Source organism: Paenarthrobacter sp. YJN-D (genome assembly GCF_015040335.1).
GTDB lineage: Bacteria > Actinomycetota > Actinomycetes > Actinomycetales > Micrococcaceae > Arthrobacter > Arthrobacter nicotinovorans.
Map to the genome: position 1 here is coordinate 623,478 of NZ_CP053549.1, position 26,241 is coordinate 649,718.

Consider the following 26,241-nt stretch of genomic DNA (forward strand, 5'->3'; position numbering starts at 1 on the left):
GAGGACCCGGGCCGGTGGTCTCGCCGCGGTTTTTGCTGTCATCGTCACGATAGTGGCTCTGTTGGGAGCAGCTTGTTCAGCACCTCCAGCTTCACCGCCAGACCGCGGTTCCAATGGCAGGCTTCCGATCGTCGACCGTTCTGACGGAGCGGGGGCAAGGGCTTCTCTCAACGAGATCACCGGCGAAGTCCTCCTCCCCATGAGCAGCTATTGGTACTCGGATCGAGAGAACCTCATCGTCAACACCGCGGTCGCATTCCTTATCTACGATTGCGTCGAAGATGCGGGCTTCGGCGGGGCTCCGCGGGGTGGAGCCGGTAAGGCACTGCAGGACCGCAGTTACGGTCAGTGGTCCCGGGCCCTTGCCGCGAGGAACGGGTTCAGCCCGGAAATCCGCAAAATCCCGGGCGTGCTGGACGCGCAGCCCGAGCGATCTCCCGTCACTGCACGACAACAGGAAGCCGAAACCAAATGCTACAACTCTGTTGGACGGGCGGGGTTTCCGGAGCTCCTCGAAGGATTGGCCGTCGATCAGTCGGTTCAGAACAGGATAGTTCAGACTTCCTTGGCCTTAACTGATCGAGACCCGGATTACCTGTCATATCGGCGGGCATGGGAGGACTGCGTGGCGGCCAAGGGTTTGAAGCTCGCCGGCTCGGATTCGTGGTCTTTCCAAGGCGCAGCGTCCAAAGAAGAGGAAGTTCGGATGGCATTGCTTGATGTCGAATGCAAGGACTCTAGCGGAGGGGCACAGCTTCCGTATGACATCCTCGCCCAGTACGAGGCCGCGCAAATGAAAGACCATCAGGCCGAGCTCAATGAAGTCGCTAGCCAGAAAGCTGCATCCGTCGAACGGGCCAAGCAGGTGCTGAGGGACCACGGGGTGGCCGATGCCAAGCTCTGAAACCATGCAGAACCCTGAAACCCAGCTCAACTCTGCAATGCGGCGCATTCCGCGATGGTGGCTCCTCCCGTGCGTCTTGGTGCTGGTAGTGGGCGGGCTGGGGGCCGCCTACTGGGCAGGTATCAGCGCGGCGGAGAGTGCCGAGTCACCTCAGGCCTCCCAGCAAACGGTTCCTGTATCCGCCACTGTGGAGAGGCGCGCCGTCATAAAGCAGGTCGTCTTGTCCGGCAAGGTCGTCCCTGGGACACAGTCAGCCATCAAGGCTGCCGCCTCCAGCGGAATTGCCCGCCTGGTGGTGACGTCTGCTGCCAAGTCACCTGGCGACGAGCTCCTGCCTGGGCAACTTGTGGCCGTCGTCTCCGGCCGCCCACTCCTTGTCATGCCGTCCGCCGTCCCGCTCTACCGGGACATTTCACCGGGTCAGTCCGGGCCTGACGTCAAAGGTCTCCAGGAGGCGCTCACCAATTTTGGATTTCCTGTGCCCGCCAGCGGTGTATTCGACCACGGAACCCAGCTGGCACTCTCCAATTGGTACCTGGCTGCTGGCTCAAAGGCGCCCACGGAGGTGTCGGCCGATAATCACGGCGACGATACCAACACTTCGGCTGTCATCTTCCGCTGGCAGGAATTCGTCCAGATCCCTGGCGATGTTGGAAAGATCGCAACTATTGCACAACCGGGAACTGTCCTCGGAGAGGACGGCATCGTCGCCAACGTAACCATCGCCCCTGACACCATCGTCGCGCGTGCCGACGTGCTGCAGGCGGAGTCATTCCCCGTGGGTGCAGCTGTGACAGTCCGTGCCGGATCGGCAACCCTTGACACAAAGGTTGCCGGAGTAAGTGCTTTCATCGCAGGAGGAAAAGACAGCAGCGACATTCCGGGAAAGGACATAACGCTGCCGCTGACGGCCGGCAGTGCAGGGTTTTCGTCCGGGCAGACACTAACGGTCACTGCCATCACCGCGGCCCCTGAAACCTTGGCGGTCCCTCTGATCGCAATCCGTCAGGAGCGGGGCAGTGCCTTCGTTGAGGTTGAGGCCGGCCCAGATGTCCGACGCGTGGATGTCTCTGTGACGGGCCAAGCCGACGGGTGGGCTGCCCTGGCAGATGTCCCGTCCATTGCGGAAGGGGATCATGTCCGACTCCCATGATCGAACAACTGTGCCTGAACCAGCAAAGTGCGACCCGAACGGTCGGCCGGCGCTCCTAAGCCTGCGTGGGGTCACCCGCTCCTTTTCGGGAACGGAAGCGCTCAGAAGCATCGACCTGGATATCCATGCGGGGGAATTTGTAGCGATCGTGGGACTTTCAGGTTCCGGCAAGTCGACGCTCCTCAACATCCTGGGCCTTTTGGATACGGCGACCAGCGGCACCTACCTCCTTAGCGGCGCGAACACGGCAGGATTCAACGAGGGCCAACGCGCTGAAAGCAGGGCCCGTACATTTGGCTTTGTCTTTCAGGACTCCCATGTGGTGGGACGCGACTCAACAGCACGCAACGCCACGCTGGGTCTTCGCGCCCGGGGGATAAAGGCGGCGCTTCAGAAATCGCTGGTCTGGCCGCAATTACATCGTTTTGGCCTCGACCATCGCGTGGGCACACCGGCGGCGATGCTCTCTGGCGGTGAACGGCAACGGCTCGCAATCGCCCGCGCTGTCGTCGGTGATCCAGACGTTATCCTCGCTGACGAGCCCACTGGAAGCCTCGACACAGCCAACGGCGCGATTGTGCTGCAGCACTTACGCGAGCTTCGCGAGGGCGGGACCACCGTCATCATGGTCACTCATGATCCGGGCATTGCCGGCTCCGCAGACAGAGTCATCACGATGCGGGACGGCCAGGTGATCAGCGATACAGGAGCGGCGATCCGTCAAGCGACGGCGACGGACGCACAGGTTTCCCCATCCGCGTCCGCCCTCAAGCGTCAGCGCATAAGTGAGTTCACCGACCTCGTTGCCGAGGCACTCTCCGCCCTTACCGGACGACCCGGGAAGGCACTGCTCTTGGTTCTGGCTTTTCTCATCGGCAGCGGTGGCTTGGTCGCAGCCATCGGTCTTAGCGAAAGCGCCGCCGTCAAGGTCGCGGACCGCATTGACGACGCCGCCAGCGATGAAGTCCGAGTAAACCGCGACGGCGGGTACCCATCCTGGGATGCGGTCCGATCCGACCTCGGACGAGCAAAGCAGCTTAAGGGAGTCCGGGGAGGCGGAATTGTCGCCGAGCTATCGGCTTCGGTTGTCCTCCCGTCAACCTTCCGCCCAGGCACTTTTCCTGATCAACCCGTATTTGGTGGGGCAGTCAGAGTGGCGGACTCCGGCTATCTGGCGATACAAGGCGCAACGGTTTCGTTCGGTGACCCGGCCCTGCTCGATCAATCATTTGGTGGTCCAGTGGCATTTATCGGTCGAGGAGCAGCGCAGGATCTGGGCATCGGCACCCCTGGGCCCGGCGCCGTCGTCTGGCTCTTTGGGCAACCTGTTCCGGTGGTCGGCCTCATTACGGACCCGGGACGGGACCCCATTCTGACCGAAGCTGTGGTGGTGGGACTCGGATCCTATTCCGTCACAGACAGAATGGCGGCCAGCCTGGTTTTGCGCACGGACCCCGGAATGCCTGCCGCAATTGCCGAGGCAATCCCCAAGGCGCTAAATCCCACCGAAACGGGCGCCGTCAAGGTTGAGACCGTGGCTGACCTACGCGAACTCAAGCAAGGAATCAATTCGGATCTCGGCCGACTGGTAGCGATCGTCTCCGTCGTCCTGTTGGCCATCGCGTGCCTCAGCGCAGGCACGACGATGTATCTCGGAGTGACAGCGAGGTTCAATGAGATCGCCTTGAGGCGGGCCCTCGGTATGCGGCGCTGGCCGCTGGGCTGCATGTTTCTCCTGGAAGGGGCCATCGTCGGGGCGATCGGCGGCGCAGCAGGGGCCGCCATTGGAATGGCCGCTGTCCTTAGCTATGCGGCGAGTGAGGGCTGGGTGCCGGCCATTCCAGGGTTTGCCGCATTCTGGGGAATCGGCGCAGGCACCCTGAGCGGCACCATCGCTGCCGCGTACCCTGCCCTCGTTGCATCCAGGGCCGACCCAGCCCAGTTGATTCGCCTCTAGCTACTGGCAGGTAACCAGCTACCAGAAGCGCGTTACCCGAGGGCCTGTTCCCAACCCGACAAGTACGCCTAGCCGACCGGACTGTGTTTGGCGACGTCCGCTGCATTCGTGGCAGCGCTCATCAGCAGCGCAGCGCCCAGCATGTGCGCGCCCACCAGAAGCGCCGGAATGCCGTTGTAGTACTGGGTGAAGCCAATGACTGCCTGCAGCAACGTCACGCCCAGCAAGAGGAAGGCAGCAGTGCGGAACGGACCACTGATCCTGCGCCGGACCACCAGGAACACGGCGAGGAGGGTGCCGGCCGTGATGAGGTAGGCGGGAATGGCGTGGATGTGTGAGAAGAGATCCCAATCGAGGTCATTCCTCGGAGCATCGGCGTCCCCGGCGTGCGGGCCGGCTCCTGTGACCACGACGCCGAGCATGACAGCGATGGCGGAGAACACGGCAACCGCCATCATCAGGGGACGAGTTACTGAAGGTAGTGCCGGCAGGGTCCTGTTCATGAATCGGCCCGTTCGCCCGTAGGCCCTGTTGACCAGCAAAGTTGCGAAGACAACGAGTGCCATCGAGACAAGGAAATGCAGGCCCACAACCCAGGGGTTGAGGTTGGAGAGCACGGTGATCCCGCCAATAATGGCCTGCGCCGGGATGCTGGCAAGAAGGCCAAGTGCCAGCAGGAAGAGGTCCCGGCGCTGCTTGCGGAGGTTCCACAGGTACACCAGCATGAGCGCGGCGACGGCGGCCAGGGCGAAGGTGAGCAGGCGGTTGCCGAACTCAATGAAACCGTGGATACCCATTTCGGGGGTATTGACCAAGGAGTCGTTGGTGCAGCGGGGCCACGTAGGGCAGCCCAAACCGGATGCCGTAAGCCGTACGGCGCCCCCTGTCACCACCAGGATGGTCTGCCCGATGAGCGACAGCAACGCCAAGCGACGTACGGCCGAGTTGACCTCGGTGGGCAGTTTGGATGTCCATTGCTGGACGGTTTTCGGGAGGCGGGATGCCGTGCTCACAGTTTTCTCACTTCTTAGTTCTGCTCGGATCAGTTTTGCTCGGATTTGCTTAGTTCCATTTGAACCAGCGGATGGCCGCGCCGCCTGCCAGCACGGTCCACAGCAGCAGGATCACAACGGCAGACAAGGGAATGGTGCCCTGAAGGAAGGCATCCCTCAGTCCTTGCCCAAGTGCCCCGGAAGGCAGGAAATGCACAATGCCCTGCAGAACCGCCGGCAGGCGATCGGCCGGTACGACGATTCCGCCCAGCGCACCCAGCAGGATCCAGAGCAAATTGGTAATGGCGAGCGTAGCCTCGGGCCGCACAGTGCCGGCCACCAGCAAACCGAGAGCCGTGAAAGCTGCTGCCCCAAGGACGAGCAGGCCCAGCCCGGGAAGCCAGGCTTCCGGGCGTGGCTGCCATCCAAGGAAACCTGCCACGGCGCCAACCACCAGGACCTGGAGGGCAAGGACCACCAGCACGGCAAGGATCTTCCCTGCAATGAGGCCGCCCCTGCCAAGCGGGGTGGTGGAGAGGAAGCGGAGCACCCCGTAGCGGCGATCAAATCCTGTGGCAATGCCTTGTCCGGTAAACGCGGTGGACATGGCGCAAAGAGCCAGGATGCCCGGCGTAGCGGTATCTACCCGCGAGGGACCGAGACCGTCCAGCAGCGGGGTCACCACCAGGCCCACCAAGGCCATCAACGGAAGGACGATGGCGAGGATGAGCTGCTCACCGTTGCGCAGCATGGTGATGGTTTCGTATCGTCCCTGCTGCATGATGCGGCGGGGCAGGGACGCCGGACCTGCGTTGGGAGCGAGTAGGCCGGTCATCGGAGGTCCCTTCCGGAGATGTCGAGGAAGACGTCCTCGAGGCTTCGTGATTCCAGGCGCAGCGATGCAGGCATGATGTTCCGTTCTGCCCACCAGGCAGTCAGCCCGGCGAGGTCAGCGGGAGTTATGGCGCCGGCAATGGCGTAACTTCCGGAGCGGGACTCGGTAATGCGGAGCCCGGCTCCCACTACGCCTGCGAAGTCGAGACCTGCAGGAGCATCGAAGTACAGAGTCCGGTCTGACGCTCCGGATTCGGCGGAGTGGTCATGCCTGAGGAGTTCAGCCACTGTCCCTTCCGCCACGTTGTGTCCGCCGTCGATGATGTAGACGTAGTCCGCCAGCCGCTCGGCGTCGTCCATCAGATGCGTGGTGAGAACGATTCCCATGCCCGCGTCCCGCAGTTCGGCAATAAGTTCGAACACCATTTGCCGCGACTGCGGATCGAGCCCGGCACTGGGCTCATCAAGGAACAGGATCTCCGGGTTTCCAACGAGGGCTGCCGCCAACGCCAGCCGTTGCTTTTGACCCCCGGAAAGACGCCGCACCCCGGTCCTGCTGAACTGGTTGATGCCCAGCCGCTCCACCAGGGCATCGACGTTCATGGGGTTCTTGTACATGCCGGCCACGTGGCGCAACAGCGGGATCGGACGGGCCGACGGCGGCAGGCCACCGTCCTGGAGCATCACGCCTACCCGGGCGCGCAGTTCAGCACCTGCAGTATCCGGATCCGCCCCCAGAAGGGTGATGGAGCCACCGGTTCGCTTCTGCAGGCCCTGGGCACACTCCAGCGTGGTGGTCTTGCCGGCCCCGTTCGCACCAAGAAGTGCGGTTACCTGGCCACGCTCTGCCACCAGGGACAGTCCACTGACCACCCGTAACATTTTGCCGTCGAGGGAGGCCAAAGGGCCTACATCCTTGATGAGTCCGTCTATGGTGAGGACAGGAGATTCGGGTGAGCGCACCAAAGTATTCTACGTGAAGTAGTACGGTCACACTTGGCGCGGAGCCAAGGTCAGTCTTGCCTTACTGGATGCGTGAAACAAATTACGACATGATTGTGTTGTGTATTCCATGAGCAGTCCAGTATCCATGCCCCAAAAGCGGCATGCTGCAGAGGGAGAGGCCCTTGTTGCCTCACCCTCGCTGCCGGACGCGGATGACCGCACCCGTGACCGCGTCCTCAGCGCCGTGCTCGAGAATGGTCCTGTCAGCGCAGCCGAGCTGGGAGATCTCCTCGGATTTACCCCCGCCGCCGTTCGCAGGCACCTTGACCATCTTGAACGCAGTGGCGTCATTGAGGTCAAGCGTGTTGCCAAGGCCGGTTCAGGCGCCGGTCGGCCCGCGCGTCGCTATGTCCTGAGTTCACAGGGGCAGTCCAAGCTGGGCGATGACTACCTGAACATCGCAAGCTCGGCCCTGCGTCGCCTCCAGGAACTTGCCGGCGAGGATGCTGTCCGGGAGTATGCGGAAGAGCGTTTCGCGGACATGGAAAGGCGCTATGCACCGGAAGTCCAGGCCGCAGGGGACGACATCACCGCCAGGGCCATGGCACTATCCAAGGCATTGAGCCGCGACGGCTTTGTTGCCTCCGCCCATTCCATCGAAGCCAAGGCGCCGTTGCCCGCAGCGTTGTCCAGCGTTCAGCTGTGCCAAGGGCATTGCCCCATTCAACGTCTCGCCGCGGAGTTCCCGGTGTTCTGCGATGCCGAGACCAAGGTCTTCTCCCGTTTGGTGGGAGTCGACGTCCGGCGCCTCTCGACGCTCGCGCAGGGCGGACATGTTTGCACCACCCACATACCTACCGGGCGATTGGCTGCCACGGTGCCCCCAGGCGCCGAAGTGCAACCCAAGAGCCCGTATCAGGAATCTAACAACCAGCAAGAAAGGCCGTGATGACGGACCAAATAGCAGAGAAAGCGGTAGCCGACGGCACTGTGATCTCGGAGATTCTGGAGAAGAATCCCGAACTGCACGGTATCGGAAACTACGAGTACGGCTGGGCCGACAAGAACGACGTAGGCGCCAATGCCCGTCGTGGCCTCAACGAGGAGGTCGTCCGCGACATCTCCTCGAAGAAGAACGAGCCCGAATGGATGCTCGATCTGCGCCTCAAAGGCCTGAAGTACTTCGACCGCAAACCCATGCCTACCTGGGGTGCGGACCTCTCGGGCATCGATTTCGATAACATCAAGTACTTCGTGCGCTCCACCGAAAAGCAGGCGGCAACCTGGGAAGACCTTCCCGAGGACATCCGGAACACCTACGAGAAACTGGGTATTCCGGAAGCTGAGCGCAGCCGCCTCGTCTCGGGCGTGGCCGCCCAGTACGAGTCCGAGGTTGTCTACCACCAGATCCGTGAGGACCTGGAAGCCCAGGGCGTCATCTTCCTGGACACCGACACCGCGCTGCGTGAGCACCCTGAGATCTTCCAGGAGTACTTCGGCACCATCATCCCCGTGGGCGACAACAAGTTCGCATCGCTGAACACAGCTGTTTGGTCCGGCGGATCATTCGTGTATGTGCCCAAGGGTGTGCACGTCGACATCCCGCTCCAGGCCTACTTCCGTATCAACACGGAGAACATGGGCCAGTTCGAGCGCACCTTGATCATCGCCGATGAGGACTCCTACGTTCACTACATCGAAGGTTGCACGGCTCCGATCTACACCTCGGACTCGCTGCACTCCGCGGTCGTGGAGATCATCGTGAAGAAGGGCGCACGCGTCCGCTACACGACCATCCAGAACTGGTCCAACAACGTGTACAACCTGGTCACCAAGCGTGCCCTCTGCGAAGAGGGCGCCACCATGGAGTGGGTCGATGGCAACATCGGCTCCAAGGTGACCATGAAGTACCCGGCCGTCTACCTCGTTGGCGAGCACGCCAAGGGCGAGACGCTGTCCATCGCTTTCGCAGGCGAGGGCCAGCACCAGGACACCGGCTCAAAGATGGTCCACATCGCGCCGAACACCAAGAGTTCCATCATTTCCAAATCTGTCGCCCGTGGTGGTGGTCGCGCTGCCTACCGCGGCTTGGTCCAGGTCCGCGAGGGTGCCAAGCACTCTGCCAACACGGTCCGCTGTGACGCGCTGCTGGTGGACACCATTTCGCGGTCGGACACGTACCCGTACATCGACATCCGTGAGGATGACGTCGTACTCGGCCACGAGGCCACCGTTTCCCGTGTCAGCGAAGAACAGCTCTTCTACCTGATGTCCCGCGGAATGCCGGAGGACGAGGCCATGGCCATGATCGTGCGCGGCTTTATCGAGCCGATCGCCCGCGAGCTGCCCATGGAATATGCCCTTGAGCTGAACCGCTTGATTGAACTTCAGATGGAAGGATCCGTCGGTTAATAATGACTGATATCACTACTGAAAAGGCCCGCATCGGCGCGCCTTCAGCACAGCCCTTTATCGACGGCTTCACGGAGGAAGGCGAGAACCTCTCGCCCATCAACGCTGACGGTTCGACGGCGGCAAAGCCGTCGGCGGGTCCGCTCGCGGGCGCTTCGTCCAAGAGCCACTCCCACGGTGGCGGGGTAGGCGTCCCGGACAGCTCCCGCGCCGGCCGTCTCACCTCGTACAACCTTGACGATTTCAAGGCACTGACCGGACTCGAAGAGGACTGGCGGTTTACTCCGCTTCGTCGTCTCCGTGGGCTGCACTCCGAAGCCCTTATCGGCGCGGCACCGGCTGTCACGGTTTCCGCACCCGCCGGCGTCACTGTCGAAACTGTCGGCCGTGATGACCGCCGCATCGGCTTGGCCGGCATTCCGGAAGACCGTGTTTCTGCCAACGCCTGGTCCGGCTTCAAGGAAGCCACTGTGATCACGGTTCCCTCGGAGACCACGCTCGAGTCGGAAATCACGGTTACCTTGACCGGCGCCGGTACCGATGCCGCTGCCCAGCACATCGTTGTGGTGGCGGAGAAGTTCTCCAAGGGTGTCCTGGTCCTCGGCCACGAAGGTTCTGCCGTTGTGTCGGAGAACGTGGAAATCGTTCTTGAGGATGGCGCAGAGCTGACCGTCGTGTCCCTGCAGGAATGGAACGATGACTCCGTTCATGCTTCGTCCCAGCAGGCGAAGATCGGCCGCGATGCCAAGTTCAAGCACATCGTGGTCAGCCTCGGTGGAGACCTCGTCCGTGTCACCCCGACTGCACGCTTTGCTGCTCCGGGTGGCGAGGTTGAACTCTTCGGCCTGTACTTCGCAGACGCCGGCCAGCACCTTGAGCACCGCACGTTCGTTGACCACGGTCAGGCGAACTGCGTGTCCAACGTGCTGTACAAGGGTGCTTTGCAAGGCAAGGGTGCACACACCGTATGGGTGGGCGATGTCCTGATCCAGAAGAATGCCGAAGGAACCGACAGCTACGAGAAGAACCAGAACCTGGTTCTGACCGATGGCTGCCGCGCCGACTCCGTGCCGAACCTGGAGATCGAGACGGGTCTCATTGCCGGTGCAGGCCACGCCAGCGCTACCGGACGTTTCGACGACGAGCACCTCTTCTACCTCATGGCCCGCGGTATTCCGGAAGAAGTTGCCCGCAGGCTCGTAGTCCGCGGCTTCCTCAACGAGATCATCCAGAAGATCAACGTACCGGCCATCGAAGATCGCCTGACGGACGCTGTTGAGCGCGAGCTCGCGGCGACCGAGAACTAACGACGAACCCAACAAAGACAGGCAGTCCGGACAAGCATGAGTGAACAAACCAAGGGCGAACTGGTATGCAACGCCAATGACATCCAGGTCAAGCAGGCCCTGCGGGTTCTCATTGACGACTATCCCGTAGCGATCGTCAGGGATTCCATGGGCGAGATCCACGCCATTGGCGATACCTGCTCGCATGCGGATATCTCGTTGTCCGAAGGCGAAGTTGAAGGTTGCGCAATCGAATGCTGGGGACACGGTTCCCAGTTCGACCTCCGCAGCGGACAACCCCTCCAGCTGCCCGCCTACGATCCCGTGCCCGTGTTCGCCGTCACCCTCGACGGCGATGACGTCTACGTGGACGTGACCAACGTTGTGAACGGCGCTTCGGTAGAGAACTACTGAGCGCCCAGTACCGCCAGACTTACGAACGAAAAGAAAGAAGAGCATGTCTACTCTTGAGATCAACGACCTGCACGTCAGCATTGAGACGGAGCAGGGCACCAAGGAGATCCTGAAGGGCGTCAGCCTGACCATCAGGACCGGCGAAACCCACGCCATCATGGGCCCCAACGGCTCGGGCAAGTCCACCCTCGCCTCCACGATCGCCGGCCACCCGCGCTACACGGTCACCAGCGGCACCATCACGCTGGACGGCGAGAACGTGCTGGACATGAGCGTTGACGAGCGCGCCCGCGCCGGCCTCTTCCTGGCCATGCAGTACCCGGTGGAGGTCCCCGGTGTGACCATGACCAACTTCCTGCGCACCGCCAAGACCGCGATCGACGGCGAAGCACCGGCACTTCGTACCTGGACCAAGGACGTCAAGGCTGCCATGCAGCAGCTGCGCATCGACGCCGACTTCGCCCAGCGCAACGTCAACGAAGGCTTCTCCGGTGGTGAGAAGAAGCGCGTGGAGATCCTGCAGCTGGAACTCTTCAAGCCGAAGTTCGCCATCCTGGACGAGACCGACTCCGGCCTCGACGTCGATGCTTTGAAGGTTGTCTCCGAAGGTGTGAACCGTGCGCACGACGCCGGTAACATGGGCACCCTGCTCATCACCCACTACACCCGCATCCTGCGCTACATCAAGCCGGAATTCGTCCACGTATTCGTGGACGGCAAGGTTGTCGAGGAAGGTGGCCCCGAGCTTGCCGACCGCCTTGAAGAAGAGGGCTACGACCGCTACGCGCCAGGCGCCGGCGTTGCCGTTGCTCCTGCTGTGCAGGCCTAGTTAGGATCGTTCCATGACCGAAATCAACGCGGCGCGCACCAGCCTCGAGGACGTCGAGGAAGCGCTCAAGGACGTCATTGACCCCGAACTCGGAGTCAACGTGGTGGACCTTGGCCTCCTCTATGGCCTCAAGTACTCGGACGAGGACGGTGCCCTCCTGATCGACATGACACTGACCACGGCGGCCTGCCCGCTGACGGATGTGCTTGAAGAACAGGTAGGCAAGTCCCTCGACGGAGTTGTTGACGATTGGCGCCTGAACTGGGTATGGATGCCGCCGTGGGGTCCGGAGCGGATCACCGACGACGGCAAGGACCAGATGCGGGCTCTCGGCTTCAACATCTGATCTGGGATTTCCGCCCGCTAATGCGGGCATAAAGAAGGGTTCCGGGCTATATGCCCGGAACCCTTCTGCTCTTTAAGCGTGAAAGCTATGGGGTTGCCACTCCGAAGGTGTCGCACTTGTTGATATCACCTGTGCTGTAGCCCTGATAGAACCACTTCTGCCGTTGTTGGCTGGATCCGTGCGTCCACGATTCGGGAGAGACCCGTCCAGTGGCCGCTTCCTGGATCCGGTCATCTCCGACGGCGGAGGCAGCCGACAGCGCGTCCTGCAGGTCCTGCTCGGTGAGGGGATCAAGGAACGGCTTGCCGCTGGCATCAGTCTGCGTGGTGGCGTGGCGAACCCACAGCCCTGCATAGCAATCGGCCTGCAGTTCCACCCGAACGCCTCCCGACTGGGGTCCTTGCGGATCCTGCTGTGCCCGGTCGAGGTTGCCCAGGATGTTCTGGACATGGTGACCGAATTCATGGGCCACCACATATTCCTGGGCGAGCGGGCCGCCCGACGAGCCAAACCGTGTCACCAGTTCATCGAAGAACCCGGGGTCGAAATAGGCCTTCACGTCGGCGGGGCAGTAGAATGGTCCAACAGCCGTGGTGGCCGGACCGCATCCGGTGTTGGTGGCCTGGTCAAAGATGACCGTTCCTGGCCGAGAGTATTTCACATTGTATTGGGCCAGGTAGTCGGGCCAGAAAGCGTTGAGGCTGTTAACTGTTCCGGTGATGCGGCAGTCGAGGCGCTTGTCCGCGTCAGCCCCGGTCTGGCACTCCTGCACGCCCCCTGCTCCGGTACCGCTTTCGACGGCGGGAGGCGGGCTCCCGCCACCGCTCAGGTCTCCGAGGATGTTGGGATTGATACCGAAGAGGGCGAGCAGCAGCACCACGATGCCACCACCGATGCCACCACCGATTTTGGTCCCTCTGCCCATACCACCGCCACGTCGGTCCTCGACTTGGGACGGGTCAAGCTGCGCGCCATCGTTGAAACTCATACTGACAGAATAGACGTCACTTTTGATGCCAGGGTGCGGACACTGCCGTAAAATTGGCTGGATGCCTTTCCTGGACAAACTTCACATCTGGGCTGATGAGCGCCCGCACGACACCGCCGTCGTCGTGGGCAGCAGCCGGATCACGTGGGCCGGACTTCGCGACGGCGCAGCAGGACTGCTGGCCGCCTCCGGCTCCACGACGGTGCTGGCCGAACCAAACTCCGTTGACTTCGTTGAGCGGTACGCTGCCGCCGTCGCGGGGGAGCGACGCTGCGCAGTCCTTGACCCCCTCTGGCCTGCTCCAATGATTGAAGACGTAGCCTCGCGCCTTGTTGAATCCCGCAACTGCGGCGCAGCCGAAACTGCCGGAACAGCCGGAACCGCAATGGGGAGCGGTCTGCAGGACGGAGATCCTTCAAGCACGTTCCTGGTTGGCCTGACCTCGGGTACTACTTCTGTTCCCAAAGCCTTCACCCGTTCCCGCCGCTCGTGGCAGGTCTCGTTCGAGGCTTCCATCGAATTCTTCGGACTCTCGCAGGATGACCACACGCTGGCGCCGGGCCCGCTTTCCGCGAGCCTGAACCTTTATGCCCTCTCCGAGTGCCTTTACGCGGGGGCCGCGTTCCACACCCTCGAATCATTCGATGTCGGAGACGCCCACGCGTCCATCAGCCATGACGGCATCACCCGCTTGGTCCTTGCCCCCACCATGCTGCGGTTGCTGAGCGAACGGGGCTTGGCGGGCGACGTGGACGCCTCCGGTATCCGCAGTATCATCTGCGCCGGTTCGAAGCTGGACGCACGGACCCTGGAAGCTGCCAGGCGCTGGGCACCGCATGCTGCCATTTATGAGTACTATGGCGCTTCGGAGTTGAGTTTCGTCTCGGGTACCCGGCTGGCCGCCGGTGAACCGCTGGATGTGGGGGGCACGGGCATCGGAACCCCTTTCCCGGGCGTGGAGCTCAGCATTCTCGACGACGCCGGCAACGTTTTGCCCGAAGGCACCCACGGCAACATCAGCGTGCGCAGCGGAATGGTCAGCAATGGCTACTTGTGGGGCGACGACGGGCACGCCCTGCGCTGCCTCAACGGCTGGTACACGGTAGGGGACCAGGGCTACCTCCGAGGGGGAGTCCTCCACATTCTCGGCCGGCGTTCGGACATGATCGTCACTTCAGGGAAGAACGTGTACCCGCACGAGGTGGAACTGGCCATGGCCTGTGTGCCGGGCATCGAGGTGGCGGTCGCCGCCGGCGCACCTGACGACATCCGCGGTCAAAAGGTGATTGCCGGCGTCGTTCCTGCCTATGGCGCCGTCACGGCGACGCAGCTCCGCACCGGGCTCGACGGCCTGCTGGCGCGGGATAAGTGGCCGCTGCAGTTCTACCTGCTCTCCGAACTGCCAATGACGGATCGTGGCAAAGTCAGCCGTAAGGTGCTGCTGGATTGGATCAAGAACCATGATTCCAGGGCACAGCCCCTTGGTTAGCACGGCGACGCAAACGGATCCCGCCCGGCAACCTGTCATCATTGCGGCCCTTCGATCGCCGGTTTGCCGCGCCAACGGGCAGCTCAAGCATCTCCGCGCGCCGGATCTCCTGGCACCGGTCCTGGCTTCGCTGCTGGAGTCCACGGCGGTGGAACCCTCGGACGTGGACGACGTCATCATCGGCAACGCAGTGGGCGGGGGTGGAAACCTCGCCCGGTACGCCGCGCTCCAGGCCGGCTTGCCTGTCACCGTCCCGGGGCTAACGGTTGACCGTCAGTGCGGCTCTGGACTGGACGCCATAGCGCTGGCATCCCGGCTGGTTGCCGCCGGTGGTGATCCGCTGTTCCTGGCCGGCGGCGTCGAAAGCATCAGTACGGCCCCGGCCAGGGCCAACAAGGATCACGACGGCGGACTGGAGTTCTACTCCCGGGCCACCTTCGTGCCGCCACAGTTCGGAGACCCGGACATGGGAGTCGCTGCGGAAAATGTTGCCAGGACTTTCGGCGTGACCAGGGAGAGGCAGGACGAGTATGCCCTCCGCAGCCACCGCCGCGCAGTGGAGGCTGCCGCTGCGGGCCGATATTTCGACGAAATCGTCCCGCTGAGCGGCACTGAAGGGCCCGTGATGTCCGATGACGGTCCCAGGCCTTCGCTGCGACCCGCTTTGATGGCCCGTTTCCCGGCCGCCTTCGTGACCGGTGGAACAGTCACGGCAGCGAACTCGTGCTTCGACGCGGACGCCGCGTCCGCCGTCGTGGTGACCTCCATGGCGCGGGCAGTCGCGATGGGTGCGGTGGACGGACTCGAGGTGCTTGGCAACGACACGGCAGGCGTTGATCCGGATCTGCTGGGTATTGGTGCCGCCCATGCTGCCGAACGATTGCTCGCCAGTCGTGGTGTGGCAGCAAACACGCTGGACCTCATCGAGTTCAACGAGGCGTTCGCATCGCAAACAATCGCATGCCTGGAACACTTGGGCCTGGATCCTGCCCGGGCGAACCGTGAAGGCGGTGCCCTGGCGTTGGGTCATGGGTACGGTGCATCGGGGGCGGTTCTGGTGACGCGGCTCTTGGCGCAGGCCAGGAGACGGTACCGCGAGACAGGGTCCGGGGCCCTCGGGCTGGCGATGATCAGCATCGCCGGCGGCATGGGCACCGCCAGCCTTTTGCGTTACTCGCGGCTCTGACTCAAGGGTGCTTCGTCGGCTTCGCCCAGCCCCCTGGCAGCGAGGGCGTCGCCGGTCTGTCGTGCATAGGCCACGGTCGAGATGAACACGGGCAGGACCAAGGCCCTGGGGTTCCGTTCAAGGCCCCGGGCGCGCGCGGAATCGCGGACATCGGCGAAGGCGCCGGCGATAAACGGGATGCTGCGGAGCATCACGGCAATGGTCAGTGCGAAACGTTCGGGATCGGCGCCGAACCGGCGGAATGGTTTGGAGATGGACACCACGCCATCCAGCAAATCCTGCACGGGGGTGGTGGCGGTCAGCACTGAAGCGGCCACGACGCATACCAGTACATTCAGCACGATGCGCGCCGCTGTTGGTCCGCCCAACTGCCACCACTGGAAAAGACCGATGGCCAGAAGGATGGGCGTGACCATCCAGAGGGATCCCAGGAGTCGTTTGATCCCGGCACCGCTGAGCAGGAAAAGCCCGCACATGACGATGAAGACGGCCAGGGATACTGCCCAGTCGACGATCAGGAACGACGCCGTTCCGCAGGCCGCCACCACAAGGAATTTCAGCCACAGGGGAGTGCGGTGTATCAGGGAACTGCCAGGGACGTGCTGTGCGAGCAGGTGGCCGTGGCCCCTCACCTCGGTAATCCTTCCACGGGCATTTCGACTGCTGTACCTTCGCACAGCGCACGGTAATGGGCCACGGCTTCGGCTGCGCCGCCGTCGAACACTATGCGACCGTCCTCCACCACCAGGACGCGGTCCATGTCGAGAACCAGGTCGAGGTCATGCGTGGACATGATGACCTGTTGGTCCAGCCCCGCAATGGTTCGGCGCAAGAGCTCACGGTTGCGCAGATCCAGCAGGGTGGACGGTTCATCAAGGACCAGAACCCCGGGGTTGACGGCCAGCACCGCGGCCAGTGCGAGCAGTTGGCGTTCTCCGCCGGAGAGTTCATAGATGCTCTGGTCGGCCACGCGGAGGAGCCCGAAGCGGTCGAGGACGGCTTCAGCCCTGGCAGTACGTTCCTTGGAGTTCCTGACGGAACGCCGCAGGGACAACTCAACATCTTCCCGCCCTGTCGGCATCACCAGTTGGGACAACGGATCTGTGAAAACGAAACCTACGTTAGCCCGCACGCGGCGGACATCTGAATCCGTGCTGCGGCCATGCACCACGACTGTTCCATCAGTGGGAGCCACCAGACCGTTGAAGAGCCGGAGAAAGGTGGACTTGCCGGAGCCATTGGCACCGATCACACCGATACGACGCTCCGTGAGCTCCAGGGAAAACCGGTGCAGCAGTGTCTTGGGTGCGTCGCCGGTGTCCACAGCCACGCGCACCGAGACCCCGTTGAAACTGATGCTGTTCAACTTCCCTGCTTAACCCGACGTACCAGGACATCCGGGAATGCCTTGTGAATTGCCAGTGCGATGATCACGGCCAGGACGTTCTTGAGGGTGTCCCCGGGAAGGAACGGCAGGTCAGCGAGCAGTGCCTTGCTGAAGTCGAGTTTGGCGTTGACCATCATGCCGAGGATGCCCAGGCCATGGACAACAACGAGACTGCTGGCCATGGTGGCAGCGAACAGCCAAAGTCCCCGGTATTTGATGGTCCTGCGGATCACTACGGCGGCAAGGTAGCCTGTGGCCGCCGCCGCCAGCGGGAAAGCGATGATGTACCCGGCCGAAGGGCTCGCGAGGATACCCAGGCCGCTGCGGCCTCCGCTGAAGATGGGCAAACCTGCCAGGCCCAACAAGACATAGAGTCCGACGGCGGCGAAGCCGCGACCGGCGCCAAGTACCAGTCCGCTGAGCATCACGGTCAGGGTCACCAAAGTGATGGGCACACCAAGGGCGCCCACCGGAATGCCGGGTACGATCGACGACGCGGCCACGAGGGCTGCAAAGACGGCGATGAGACCGATATCGGTTGCGTTCCAGCGTTTGCGTGAGGTGGTGGGCCGCTGCACAGTGACAGCATCGGTCTTGCTCATGACGGGTCCTAACGGATGAGATGGGTGCGATGAAAGTACTTGTTTCCCCTGGCTTCGACAATACGGATGCGGGGCGACGTGGATTTTGGAGCCTCCCTACAAGGGTGCTCGGGGAATCTTTGGTCGTTGGCACAGTTTCCGCTGTTGGAAGAGGATGTCAGTCCGTGCCCTGGGTGCCGGTAGACTTGAACAGGCTGTTCTCACGGCCGCACCCCGCCGCACTCATCGGGCCCACCGGCCCCCGCAGGCGTTCCCCATTGAAAGGCATCACCCGAATTGATTACCGTCCAGGAACTCGAACTCCGCGCCGGCGCACGCCTGCTCATGGACCAGGTCAACTTCAGGGTGGACAAAGGGGACAAGATCGGGCTGGTCGGCCGCAACGGTGCCGGCAAGACGACCCTGACGCGCGTCCTGGCAGGGGAGGGTCTTCCCGCAGGCGGCAAAGTGACGCGCAGTGGCGAGATCGGCTACCTGCCCCAGGATCCCCGGACGCCTGACATGGAACAGCTCGCCCGCGACCGTATCCTCTCGGCCCGCGGCCTGGATGTGGTGGTCGGAAAGCTGAAGAAGGCACAGCAGGAGATGGCCAGCGAAGACGCGTCCATTCAACGGAAGGCCATGAACCGGTACGACCGCTTGGAGTCGGAGTTCCTGGCCGGTGGCGGGTACGCCGCGGAGGCAGAGGCTGCCGCCATTTCCTCGAACCTGGCCCTTCCGGAGCGCATCCTCAACCAGCCGCTCAAGACACTGTCCGGTGGCCAGCGCCGCCGTGTGGAACTGGCCCGCATCCTGTATTCCTCGGCCGAAACGCTGCTGCTTGACGAACCGACCAACCACCTCGACGCCGACTCCATCACCTGGCTGCGGGACTTCCTGAAAGACCACCAAGGCGGCTTGATCGTGATCAGCCACGATGTGGAGCTGCTTGAGGCCACGGTCAACAAGGTCTACCATCTGGACGCCAACCGCGCCCAGATCGATTACTACAACATGGGCTGGAAGCGTTACCTCCAGCAGCGCGAGACCGATGAGCGCGCCCGTAAGCGCGAGCGTGCCAACGCAGAGAAGAAGGCCCAGGTCCTGATCGACCAGGCAAACAAGATGCGCGCCAAGGCCACCAAAGCCGTTGCCGCTCAGAACATGGCCAAACGTGCGGAACGCCTTCTCGGCGGGCTTGAAGCGGTTCGTGAAAACGATCGCGTGGCCGCCCTGCGCTTCCCGGATCCTTCACCGTGCGGCAAGACCCCGCTCACCGCGGAGGGCCTGAGCAAGTCCTACGGTTCCCTGGAAATCTTCACGGATGTGGATCTGGCCATCGACCGCGGCTCCAAAGTGGTCATCCTCGGCCTCAACGGTGCCGGCAAGACCACCCTCCTGCGTATGCTGGCCGGCGTCGACAAGCCTGATACCGGCGACATCATCCCGGGCCATGGACTCAAGGTGGGTTATTACGCCCAGGAGCACGAAACGCTGGACCACGAACGTACTGTGCTGGAAAACATGAGGTCCTCGGCTCCGGACATGAAGGACGCTGAGGTCCGCGGGATCCTGGGTTCGTTCCTGTTCTCCGGAGACGACGTCGACAAGCCCGCGGGAGTGCTTTCCGGTGGCGAGAAGACACGCCTGGCGCTTGCCACGATTGTGGCTTCGAGCGCCAATGTGCTGCTCCTTGACGAGCCCACGAACAACCTTGACCCTGCCAGCCGTGCCGAAATCCTGGGTGCGCTGAAGAACTACAGCGGCGCCGTCGTCATGGTCAGCCACGATGAAGGCGCAGTGTCAGCCTTGAACCCGGAGCGGGTAGTGCTGCTCCCGGACGGTGTCGAGGACCACTGGAACGAGGACTACCTGGACCTCATCACCCTGGCCTAAGGGCCGGCGGTTCCCCGCATGCATCGCGCTAACGAACCAGGAGTTCCTCGGCGTTCGTGATCCTGCGGAGTTCTTCATAACTGATGGAGAACATGGAGTTGTGGTCGCCGGCGCCGGCCCAGAGGACGGGGTGCTGTTCCAGCGAGGCATCCAGGATGGTCCGGATCCTGCCGGGGTGGCCCAGCGGGGCCACTCCACCCACTTCCTGACCCGTGTGCTCCAGCACGAATGCAGGCTTGGCGCGCCGGATCCTGCCGGTCCCAAGCTGATCTGCCACGAGTGCGGTGTCAACCTTGGCAGCGCCGCTGGCAAGGATCAGCAGCGGTTCGCCATCGACATCGAATATCAGGCTGTTGGTAATAGCTGCCACCTCGCAGCCAAGGACCGCCGCTGCGGCTGCGGCCGTAGGCACCTCGTCATCGAATACTTGGACTGTGTCCTTGGCGCCGCCGTCTATCAGGGCCGACCGCACGTTGTCCACGGGATCAGTAGCCGGTTCAGTAGCCTTGTGCATCCAGGATTGCGTCTTCCTCTTCTTCGGCTGTGGGCCGCTTGTTCTTGCGCGGGGCAGGGGCACGGCGCTTCGGGCTTCCGCCGGCGGCCATGATCTGCTCGTCCTCTTCGTCTTCGGCGTCGATGGCAGCGTTGCGGGCCTGTTGGCGCGCGGCGTAGCCGAACCCAATGAACATCAGGACTCCAAAGGCGAACCATTGAAGGGAGTAGGAGAGGTGGGTTCCTTCTTCGGTGGCCGGTTTGGGGAACGGTGTCGGCATGGGCTGCACGGCAGGGTCCTCGCTGGCCAGCTGTCCGTAGGCTCCGGTGGCGATGGGGTAGGAAAGTTCAGTGGCAAAGCTTGCCAGGTCAATGGAGGCAAGCTGCCCATCCACCGCCCCGCGGTCAAGCTTCGGCTCGGCAGGCTTCAGGCGCGCAACAACGGTGACCTCGCCTGTGGGAGGCGCCGGAACGACGTCGGGACGGCCCGGTGTGTTGTTGCCGATCGGCAGCCAGCCGCGGTCGATCACCACCGCCTCGCCGGTGGTGAGGCGGAAAGGAACCACGACGTCGTAGCCTGGCTGGCCGTTCAACGGGCGGTTGCGGACAACGCGCTGCCCCTCTATGTCGTAGCTGCCGCGGAGTTGGACCTGCGTCCATTCCCGTTCGGGATCCAGCGCGTTGAACTGGTCCTTGATCTCGGAATAGGGGATGGGCGTCGCGGAATAGTTGCTGACAACGCGATTGATTTCGGCGAGCGTCTCAGCCCTGCGGTCCATCTGCCAGCGCCCCAAAAACACACAGGCAGTCGCGAAAATCACGGCCAAAACGAAGTACCCCAGCCACTTGCTGGAGAAGAGGAAACGGTACATTCAGCGGGCCTCGTTCACTGCCGGATCATCGGTAAACGGCACCGTCTCTTTCCAGAGGCCCCGGGTCTGCAAGTAGTCTTCAAGCCATTCACGGTGCTCATCGCACGCAAGCCACACCTTTCGACGCTCCGGCGTGTGGATGCGAGGATTGTTCCACAGGAGCTGCCACCCGGCATCCTGGCGGCATCCCTTCCGGGAGCATGTGGCCGCTGCTGTGGCGCGACCGGAGTCCGGGCTGCCCAAGCCTGCGCTGCCAAGATTAAAGATATTCATGAAGCCGTCCGTCCGTCGCCGGGGTTGCCGGCTTCTCCTGCGTGGTCATTCGTTCCGGGGTCTGCGTCTCCCTCGGCCGGTGGGTCGTCCACCAGTTCGCCCTGAAGCACCGTGGGCGCGTCGCCATCCTGGTCATCGTCAGGCAGGTCCGACCGCTCGAGTTCCGGAACTGCCACATAGTCCAGCAGTGAATCGCTGTGGTCCTCGGCTTTGTCGTTGCCGTTGGCGATGACCACGGCGATCCAGGGTAGAAAGACCGCGCCTGCAATGGCAATGATCTTGAACCAGCCGTCAACGACGAAAATCAGGACGATGCAGACCATGCGGATCCCCATGGCGACGGCGTACTTGATCATTCGTTCGCGCATGTCCTCGGAGTGCGCGGCAGCGGCATCGGTGATGCTGTGGACTTCGGGGTCGCTGGAGACCGCGTCCGGTTCCCCGGGCACTTGCTGCAGGGGGCTGTTCTCTCGTGTCACAGCTGAATCATCACGCTCCAAAGGCCTCTTCCAATTCTCTCACCAAGGCCATAGCCCGCCCAAACCGCGCAGCGTGCCGGTTACCCGCGGGTTGCTGCAGGCGGCGGATAAGATCGAGACAGGAAAATCCCTCTTCACGCGGCATTCGATGACCGCAGAACCTGGAGCAAAAGCATGTCTGAAGCAGTATCCACCGGTCGCAGCGTCCTGATCACTGGCGGTAACCGCGGCATCGGCCTGGCCATCGCGGAATCATTCCTTGCCAACGGCGACAAGGTGGCTGTTACCTACCGCAGTGAAACAGAACTCCCTGAGGGAATCCTGGGCGTAAAGGCCGATGTCACTGATGAAGCTTCGATCGATGCGGCGTTCAAGGTTGTCGAAGAGGCGCACGGGCCGGTTGAGGTTCTGGTGGCGAACGCAGGCATCACCAAGGACACGCTCCTGCTGCGGATGAGCGAAGACGACTTCACCTCGGTTCTCGACACCAACTTGACGGGCGCATTCCGGGTTATCAAGCGCGCCAGCAAGGGCATGATCAGGCTCCGCAAGGGCCGTGTGGTGCTTATCTCCTCCGTATCCGGCCTCTACGGAGCTCCCGGACAGATCAACTACTCCGCTTCCAAAGCCGGAATGGTGGGTATCGCACGGTCCCTGACGCGCGAGCTGGGAAGCCGTGGCATCACCGCCAACGTAGTGGCACCCGGGTTCATCAACACGGATATGACAGCCGAACTGCCGGAGGACACACAGAAGTCCTACCTCGCCAACGTCCCGGCCGGGCGTTTCGCTGAGGCATCCGAAGTGGCCAACGTTGTCCGCTGGGTGGCCAGTGATGAGGCCGCCTACATCTCGGGCGCCGTGATCCCCGTTGATGGCGGCTTGGGAATGGGCCACTGACCCACTACCGCAAACGGTAGTTTTTGTCCGGGGCCGACAACGGATTTCATCGTTGCCGCTGGCATGATGGAATCCGAGCCCACGGAATTTGGATGAACTGAACAAAAGGAGCACGAATGGGAACGCTGGATAACAAGACCGCCATCGTCACGGGGTCTTCCCGCGGAATCGGCGCTGAAGTTGCCAAGATCCTCGCTGGCGAGGGTGCCGCCGTCGTCGTTAATTACCGCCAGAAGGCACCCCGTGCCAACAAGGTGGTGGCCGAAATCCAGGCGGCCGGCGGTCGTGCAGCTGCGGTTGGCGCAGACCTCACCACCGACGAAGGCGTGCATGCCCTGGCCAGCACAGCCATGGAGCAGTTCGGCTCCCTCGACGTGCTCGTGCTCAATGCCTCAGGAGGCATGGAAAGCGGCATGGAGGAGGGCTACGCGCTCAAACTGAACCGCGACGCCCAGATCAACATGCTCAACGCTGCCGTGCCCCTCATGCCGGAAGGCTCGCGGGTGGTCTTCGTGACCAGTCACCAGGCTCACTTCGTGGAGACCGTTCCCACCATGCCTGAGTACGAGCCCGTGGCCAAGAGCAAGCGCGCTGGTGAAGACGCCCTCCGTGCGTTGCTGCCCAGCCTCGCAGACAAGGGCATCTCTCTTGTAGTGGTTTCCGGCGACATGATCGAGGGGACCGTAACGGCAACCCTTCTTGACCGGTCCAACCCGGGAGCCATCGAGGCCCGCCGCGCAGAAGCGGGCAAGTTGTACTCCGTGGAAGAGTTCGCCGCTGAGGTCGCCAAGATGGTGACAGCCGATGTCGAATCCGGACACACCGAGTATGTCGGCGGCGCAGACTACTTCAGCAAAAACGCCGAGTAACTGCGGCTTGTTTCGTTGCGGCCCGGGACTTGTCCCGGGCCGCTTCCTTTTAAGCAGCAGATGATGACATTTTGATAAATTCTGATAAATCTCGCGTCACAAATTGCCAGTGATGGTTTTGTTATCCTTTTTTGCCTTTTGTTAGGTCTTCTGATTGACTCAGCACTGCATCCGGACCCCTTATTTCGTCAGTGCTTTTCTGGATGCTTTGCGCATTACGGCCTTTCGACAGCCGTTCACGCATTAGTGCGGATTAGGAGCTTCTGTGGACCTGCTATTGCATGCGGATGGTATTCATGCCTCACATGACCAGCGCCGCATCCTCAAGGGTATCGATTTCTCATTGCATCGAGGCGAGATACTTGGACTGATCGGAACCAACGGGGCAGGGAAGACCACCCTGATGGATGTCCTGTCGGGATCGCTCAGGCACGAGTCCGGATCCATGACGTTGGCGGGAGAAAAATACGGTCCCGATTCGCGCGAAGAAGCGCAGGCCTGTGGCGTGGGGATTGTTCCGCAGAACTTCCGCCTCGATCCCGGTAAGACAGTGGCCGAGGCCGTGTACCGGGGCACCTTCCAATCCGGAAAGCCCCATACGGAACTTCGGGGTCCCGCCCTGAAACTCATCAAGGACGCCGGCTTGGACCTGGATCCTGACGCGACGGTGGGCACCCTGGTCCGGGCCGAACAAACGCTCGTTGAAGTCCTGCGGATGGTGGCTGAGGAAGCACAACTGGTCATTATGGATGAAGTGGCTGCTTCCCTTCCTGATCACGACGTCGCCGCCCTGCACCAGGTCCTCCGAATGCTGATCAGCCAAGGGCGGGCGATCATCTACATCACCCACCGCCTCGATGAAGTCCATTCAATCGCGCACCGCATTGCCGTGTTGCGTGATGGCAGGGTCCACAGAGTCGTTGAGGCCAGCCAGACCGACGCCGATGAACTGGCTTTCCTCTTGCTGCAGCACAAACCAGCGGGCGGCCAGCGGCCTGCGGAGCCGGCCGGCGATGACGAGGTGCTGCGGGTCATGAACCTCAATGTTGAGGACTCTGTCCGGGACGTGACCTTCAGCGTCGGCAAAGGCGAAATTTTCGGACTGCTCGGAACCCATCAATCGGGTGTCTATCATTTGCTCGAATCATTGGTGGGTAGGAGGCCCCGCACCTCGGGAGAGCTTTTCCTGCATGGACAGTCCATTGACATCCAGGGTCCTGAGGACGCCCTGCGGCACAGGATCGGTTACCTCTCGGACGACGCCGGACACGTGGAAACAACAACCAGCATTGCCACCGGCCTGCGTGAGGATTCTGTCGAAGCAGGATTGCAGGACGAGATTGCCGGGCTCCGTGGAGTGATAGACCTTGTGCGCCGCATGCGCATCAGCACGACGAACATCCACGGTGCTGTTACAAACCTGTCAGGCGGGGACCGCCAGAAGGTCTCCCTCGCCAAATGGATGACGAGCGGCTGTGACGTGTTGATCCTGAGTCATCCGAGCCGCGGCATCGACATTGGGGCGAAGGACGTTGTGTACCAGATGCTCAACGAACTGAGGGAGACAGGTGTCGCGATCATTCTGCTGTCCTCGGATCTCACGGAACTGGTCAACTGGTGCCACCGGATAGGAGTAGTCCGCGATGGTGAGCTTGTCACCATCGAGGCAAACGCCAACACCAATGAGGACGTTTTGGTCTACCACATGCTGGGCAAAGCCGTCGCCTCGGCAAACAGTGGTGCCCGGAGGGTGAAGAGCCAGCGCCTGGAGACAGTGTCCGAAGACGGCCACTAACAGGGGACAGCCACTGATAAGGGACGGCCGCGGTCAAGCGGCCGTCCCCATGCTGACGACCTTGATCAGATGGTGATTCCCTTGGCTACGTTGTTGAGTTTGTGACGGGCCAGGGCGAGGTTTGCGTAGGTACGATCGAGCACCAAGTACACAAACAATCCCTTGGAGTCACGTGAATTCAGGACGTTGATGAGGTGGTACTGCCCACCCAGGGTGATGAGAATGTCTTCGATATCTCCGTCCAGGCTGAGGTCAGCCATGGTGCGCAGCTTTGCGCTCACCACATTCGAGTTTCCGGCCGCCGCTACCCCGAGATCGAATCCGGAATTTCCTCCCTGCGCGAGTGCCATGCCACTGGAATAGTCGACGACGGCCGCGCCAGTAGCGCCTTCAATGGACAGCAGTTGCTTTATGGCTTCATCAAGCGTGCTCATGTTGCATTCTTCCTGTTTGGTAATGACTTCAGTGGAATACGGGAGATGGACATTTCCCCTCGATTCCTCCAACAGGGTAGGCACATTTGCCGATTAAAAAGCAGCTCGATTCCAAGATTTCGTGAATAATCCGCTCTGGACCCATCGAGGGTCACAATCAAATTACGTATTCGATTTCTTGCGTCACGAAATCGAGTCACGTGTTTCTTGTGACATTCGCATGCCGGGGTCCGACACGCCGAAAAGGAACGGTTTCGTCCGTCGTCCCTGGCCCGCGGGAGGGCTGTGCGCGTCTTCCGTGGTGCCTCCGAACCACGACTGCCGCCAGCGGCACCAGGACAAGCACGGCGAAGGACCCGATAAGGGCGGCTATCGCCGCACCAAGAATGAGTATGGCCATGAGGCCGATCTGGACAATCGTCGCGTCAAGGCCGGCCATGCCAACGGACGCTCCCACGTGTGTTTGCTGAATAACCATCTTTCGCTCCTGGGGATCTGGTTGCTGTGAGTCACCAATAGGTGGGACAG

28 protein-coding genes are annotated in these 26,241 nt (G+C 62.1%); 16 read left to right on the forward strand and 12 right to left on the reverse strand.

The window, feature by feature from the left end; translation table 11 throughout:
* Positions 1-199 precede the first annotated feature (199 nt).
* From HMI60_RS02905 to HMI60_RS02915, 3 genes are read left to right on the forward strand one after another with little or no spacing between them, the layout of a single operon-like run.
* The gene (locus HMI60_RS02905; RefSeq protein WP_181423289.1) at positions 200-904 is read left to right on the forward strand and encodes a hypothetical protein; all 705 of its coding nucleotides are present in this window, start codon (positions 200-202) and stop codon (positions 902-904) included.
* On the forward strand, positions 891-2,057 hold the full coding sequence (locus HMI60_RS02910) for a hypothetical protein (RefSeq protein ID WP_144027616.1): 1,167 nt from the start codon (positions 891-893) through the stop codon (positions 2,055-2,057). Before HMI60_RS02905 ends, HMI60_RS02910 begins: the two co-directional genes overlap by 14 nt.
* 10 nt (positions 2,058-2,067) lie before the next feature.
* Positions 2,068-4,014, forward strand: coding sequence for an ATP-binding cassette domain-containing protein (locus tag HMI60_RS02915; protein WP_193590532.1), 1,947 nt, complete (start codon positions 2,068-2,070; stop codon positions 4,012-4,014).
* A 68-nt stretch (positions 4,015-4,082) separates the two neighbouring features.
* Here the strand turns inward: HMI60_RS02915 and HMI60_RS02920 are convergent, their stop codons facing one another.
* From HMI60_RS02920 to HMI60_RS02930, 3 genes are read right to left on the reverse strand one after another with little or no spacing between them, the layout of a single operon-like run.
* Positions 4,083-5,027: a heme A synthase gene (locus HMI60_RS02920; RefSeq protein ID WP_018777571.1), complete on the reverse strand. Its 945-nt coding sequence runs from the start codon at positions 5,025-5,027 to the stop codon at positions 4,083-4,085.
* A 49-nt stretch (positions 5,028-5,076) separates the two neighbouring features.
* Positions 5,077-5,841, reverse strand: coding sequence for an ABC transporter permease (locus tag HMI60_RS02925; RefSeq protein WP_018777572.1), 765 nt, complete (start codon positions 5,839-5,841; stop codon positions 5,077-5,079).
* Complete coding sequence (locus HMI60_RS02930; protein ID WP_018777573.1) at positions 5,838-6,803, reverse strand: ABC transporter ATP-binding protein; 966 nt, start codon at positions 6,801-6,803, stop codon at positions 5,838-5,840. Before HMI60_RS02930 ends, HMI60_RS02925 begins: the two co-directional genes overlap by 4 nt.
* Positions 6,804-6,912: 109 nt before the next feature.
* Here HMI60_RS02930 and HMI60_RS02935 point away from each other — a divergent pair, with 109 nt between their 5' ends.
* The 6 genes from HMI60_RS02935 to HMI60_RS02960 are packed head-to-tail and all read left to right on the forward strand — an operon-like array spanning position 6,913 to position 12,072.
* A complete protein-coding gene (locus tag HMI60_RS02935; protein ID WP_193590533.1) occupies positions 6,913-7,734 on the forward strand; it encodes a metalloregulator ArsR/SmtB family transcription factor in 822 nt (273 codons plus the stop codon).
* Positions 7,734-9,197, forward strand: coding sequence for a Fe-S cluster assembly protein SufB (sufB, locus tag HMI60_RS02940; protein ID WP_193590534.1), 1,464 nt, complete (start codon positions 7,734-7,736; stop codon positions 9,195-9,197). Before HMI60_RS02935 ends, sufB begins: the two co-directional genes overlap by 1 nt.
* Positions 9,198-9,199: 2 nt before the next feature.
* Complete coding sequence (gene sufD / locus HMI60_RS02945) at positions 9,200-10,504, forward strand: Fe-S cluster assembly protein SufD (RefSeq protein ID WP_018777576.1); 1,305 nt, start codon at positions 9,200-9,202, stop codon at positions 10,502-10,504.
* Between the two features lie 36 nt (positions 10,505-10,540).
* Entirely contained in the window at positions 10,541-10,897 is a 357-nt protein-coding gene (locus HMI60_RS02950) for a non-heme iron oxygenase ferredoxin subunit (protein ID WP_018777577.1), read from the forward strand.
* Positions 10,898-10,940: 43 nt separating this feature from the next.
* Positions 10,941-11,726 carry a Fe-S cluster assembly ATPase SufC gene (sufC, locus tag HMI60_RS02955; protein WP_018777578.1) on the forward strand — a complete coding sequence of 262 codons (786 nt, stop codon included), beginning with the start codon at positions 10,941-10,943 and terminating at the stop codon, positions 11,724-11,726.
* A 13-nt stretch (positions 11,727-11,739) separates the two neighbouring features.
* Complete coding sequence (locus HMI60_RS02960; protein ID WP_018777579.1) at positions 11,740-12,072, forward strand: metal-sulfur cluster assembly factor; 333 nt, start codon at positions 11,740-11,742, stop codon at positions 12,070-12,072.
* 85 nt (positions 12,073-12,157) lie between these two features.
* On the opposite strand, the gene HMI60_RS02965 is transcribed toward HMI60_RS02960, so the two are convergent.
* On the reverse strand, positions 12,158-13,060 hold the full coding sequence (locus tag HMI60_RS02965) for a neutral zinc metallopeptidase (RefSeq protein WP_018777580.1): 903 nt from the start codon (positions 13,058-13,060) through the stop codon (positions 12,158-12,160).
* Between the two features lie 61 nt (positions 13,061-13,121).
* On the opposite strand from HMI60_RS02965, the gene HMI60_RS02970 reads away from it, so the two are divergent.
* A complete protein-coding gene (locus HMI60_RS02970; protein ID WP_193590535.1) occupies positions 13,122-14,549 on the forward strand; it encodes a class I adenylate-forming enzyme family protein in 1,428 nt (475 codons plus the stop codon).
* The gene (locus HMI60_RS02975) at positions 14,521-15,735 is read left to right on the forward strand and encodes a thiolase family protein (RefSeq protein WP_110504619.1); all 1,215 of its coding nucleotides are present in this window, start codon (positions 14,521-14,523) and stop codon (positions 15,733-15,735) included. Before HMI60_RS02970 ends, HMI60_RS02975 begins: the two co-directional genes overlap by 29 nt.
* On the opposite strand, the gene HMI60_RS02980 is transcribed toward HMI60_RS02975, so the two are convergent.
* Genes HMI60_RS02980 through HMI60_RS02990 form a run of 3 tightly spaced genes read right to left on the reverse strand, consistent with a single transcriptional unit; the run spans position 15,720 to position 17,724 of the window.
* A complete protein-coding gene (locus tag HMI60_RS02980) occupies positions 15,720-16,367 on the reverse strand; it encodes an energy-coupling factor transporter transmembrane protein EcfT (RefSeq protein WP_018777583.1) in 648 nt (215 codons plus the stop codon). The two genes, HMI60_RS02975 and HMI60_RS02980, sit on opposite strands and share 16 nt — an antisense overlap.
* Complete coding sequence (locus HMI60_RS02985; RefSeq protein WP_189075583.1) at positions 16,364-17,101, reverse strand: energy-coupling factor ABC transporter ATP-binding protein; 738 nt, start codon at positions 17,099-17,101, stop codon at positions 16,364-16,366. The genes HMI60_RS02980 and HMI60_RS02985 overlap by 4 nt, the downstream gene beginning before the upstream one ends.
* Positions 17,098-17,724: a biotin transporter BioY gene (locus tag HMI60_RS02990; protein WP_064722127.1), complete on the reverse strand. Its 627-nt coding sequence runs from the start codon at positions 17,722-17,724 to the stop codon at positions 17,098-17,100. The genes HMI60_RS02985 and HMI60_RS02990 overlap by 4 nt, the downstream gene beginning before the upstream one ends.
* A 276-nt stretch (positions 17,725-18,000) precedes the next feature.
* On the opposite strand from HMI60_RS02990, the gene HMI60_RS02995 reads away from it, so the two are divergent.
* Positions 18,001-19,599: an ABC-F family ATP-binding cassette domain-containing protein gene (locus tag HMI60_RS02995; protein WP_018777586.1), complete on the forward strand. Its 1,599-nt coding sequence runs from the start codon at positions 18,001-18,003 to the stop codon at positions 19,597-19,599.
* A 28-nt stretch (positions 19,600-19,627) separates the two neighbouring features.
* Here HMI60_RS02995 and HMI60_RS03000 read toward each other — a convergent pair whose 3' ends face one another.
* From HMI60_RS03000 to HMI60_RS03015, 4 genes are read right to left on the reverse strand one after another with little or no spacing between them, the layout of a single operon-like run.
* Positions 19,628-20,113 carry a YbaK/EbsC family protein gene (locus HMI60_RS03000; RefSeq protein ID WP_193590536.1) on the reverse strand — a complete coding sequence of 162 codons (486 nt, stop codon included), beginning with the start codon at positions 20,111-20,113 and terminating at the stop codon, positions 19,628-19,630.
* Positions 20,097-20,963, reverse strand: coding sequence for an SURF1 family protein (locus HMI60_RS03005; RefSeq protein ID WP_079581455.1), 867 nt, complete (start codon positions 20,961-20,963; stop codon positions 20,097-20,099). Before HMI60_RS03005 ends, HMI60_RS03000 begins: the two co-directional genes overlap by 17 nt.
* Complete coding sequence (locus HMI60_RS03010; protein WP_018777589.1) at positions 20,964-21,236, reverse strand: hypothetical protein; 273 nt, start codon at positions 21,234-21,236, stop codon at positions 20,964-20,966.
* The gene (locus HMI60_RS03015) at positions 21,233-21,736 is read right to left on the reverse strand and encodes a DUF3099 domain-containing protein (protein WP_018777590.1); all 504 of its coding nucleotides are present in this window, start codon (positions 21,734-21,736) and stop codon (positions 21,233-21,235) included. Before HMI60_RS03015 ends, HMI60_RS03010 begins: the two co-directional genes overlap by 4 nt.
* 153 nt (positions 21,737-21,889) lie before the next feature.
* Between HMI60_RS03015 and HMI60_RS03020 the strand changes: the two genes are divergently transcribed.
* The 3 genes from HMI60_RS03020 to HMI60_RS03030 all read left to right on the forward strand — a co-directional run bounded on the left by HMI60_RS03020 (position 21,890) and on the right by HMI60_RS03030 (position 25,279).
* Positions 21,890-22,615, forward strand: coding sequence for a beta-ketoacyl-ACP reductase (locus HMI60_RS03020; protein WP_039241251.1), 726 nt, complete (start codon positions 21,890-21,892; stop codon positions 22,613-22,615).
* Between the two features lie 116 nt (positions 22,616-22,731).
* Positions 22,732-23,484: an SDR family oxidoreductase gene (locus HMI60_RS03025; protein ID WP_018777592.1), complete on the forward strand. Its 753-nt coding sequence runs from the start codon at positions 22,732-22,734 to the stop codon at positions 23,482-23,484.
* 265 nt (positions 23,485-23,749) lie between these two features.
* Entirely contained in the window at positions 23,750-25,279 is a 1,530-nt protein-coding gene (locus HMI60_RS03030; protein ID WP_193590537.1) for an ATP-binding cassette domain-containing protein, read from the forward strand.
* 65 nt (positions 25,280-25,344) lie between these two features.
* On the opposite strand, the gene HMI60_RS03035 is transcribed toward HMI60_RS03030, so the two are convergent.
* The gene (locus tag HMI60_RS03035) at positions 25,345-25,713 is read right to left on the reverse strand and encodes a hypothetical protein (RefSeq protein WP_193590538.1); all 369 of its coding nucleotides are present in this window, start codon (positions 25,711-25,713) and stop codon (positions 25,345-25,347) included.
* A 301-nt stretch (positions 25,714-26,014) separates the two neighbouring features.
* On the opposite strand from HMI60_RS03035, the gene HMI60_RS03040 reads away from it, so the two are divergent.
* On the forward strand, positions 26,015-26,221 hold the full coding sequence (locus tag HMI60_RS03040) for a hypothetical protein (protein WP_156369819.1): 207 nt from the start codon (positions 26,015-26,017) through the stop codon (positions 26,219-26,221).
* Positions 26,222-26,241 lie beyond the last annotated feature (20 nt).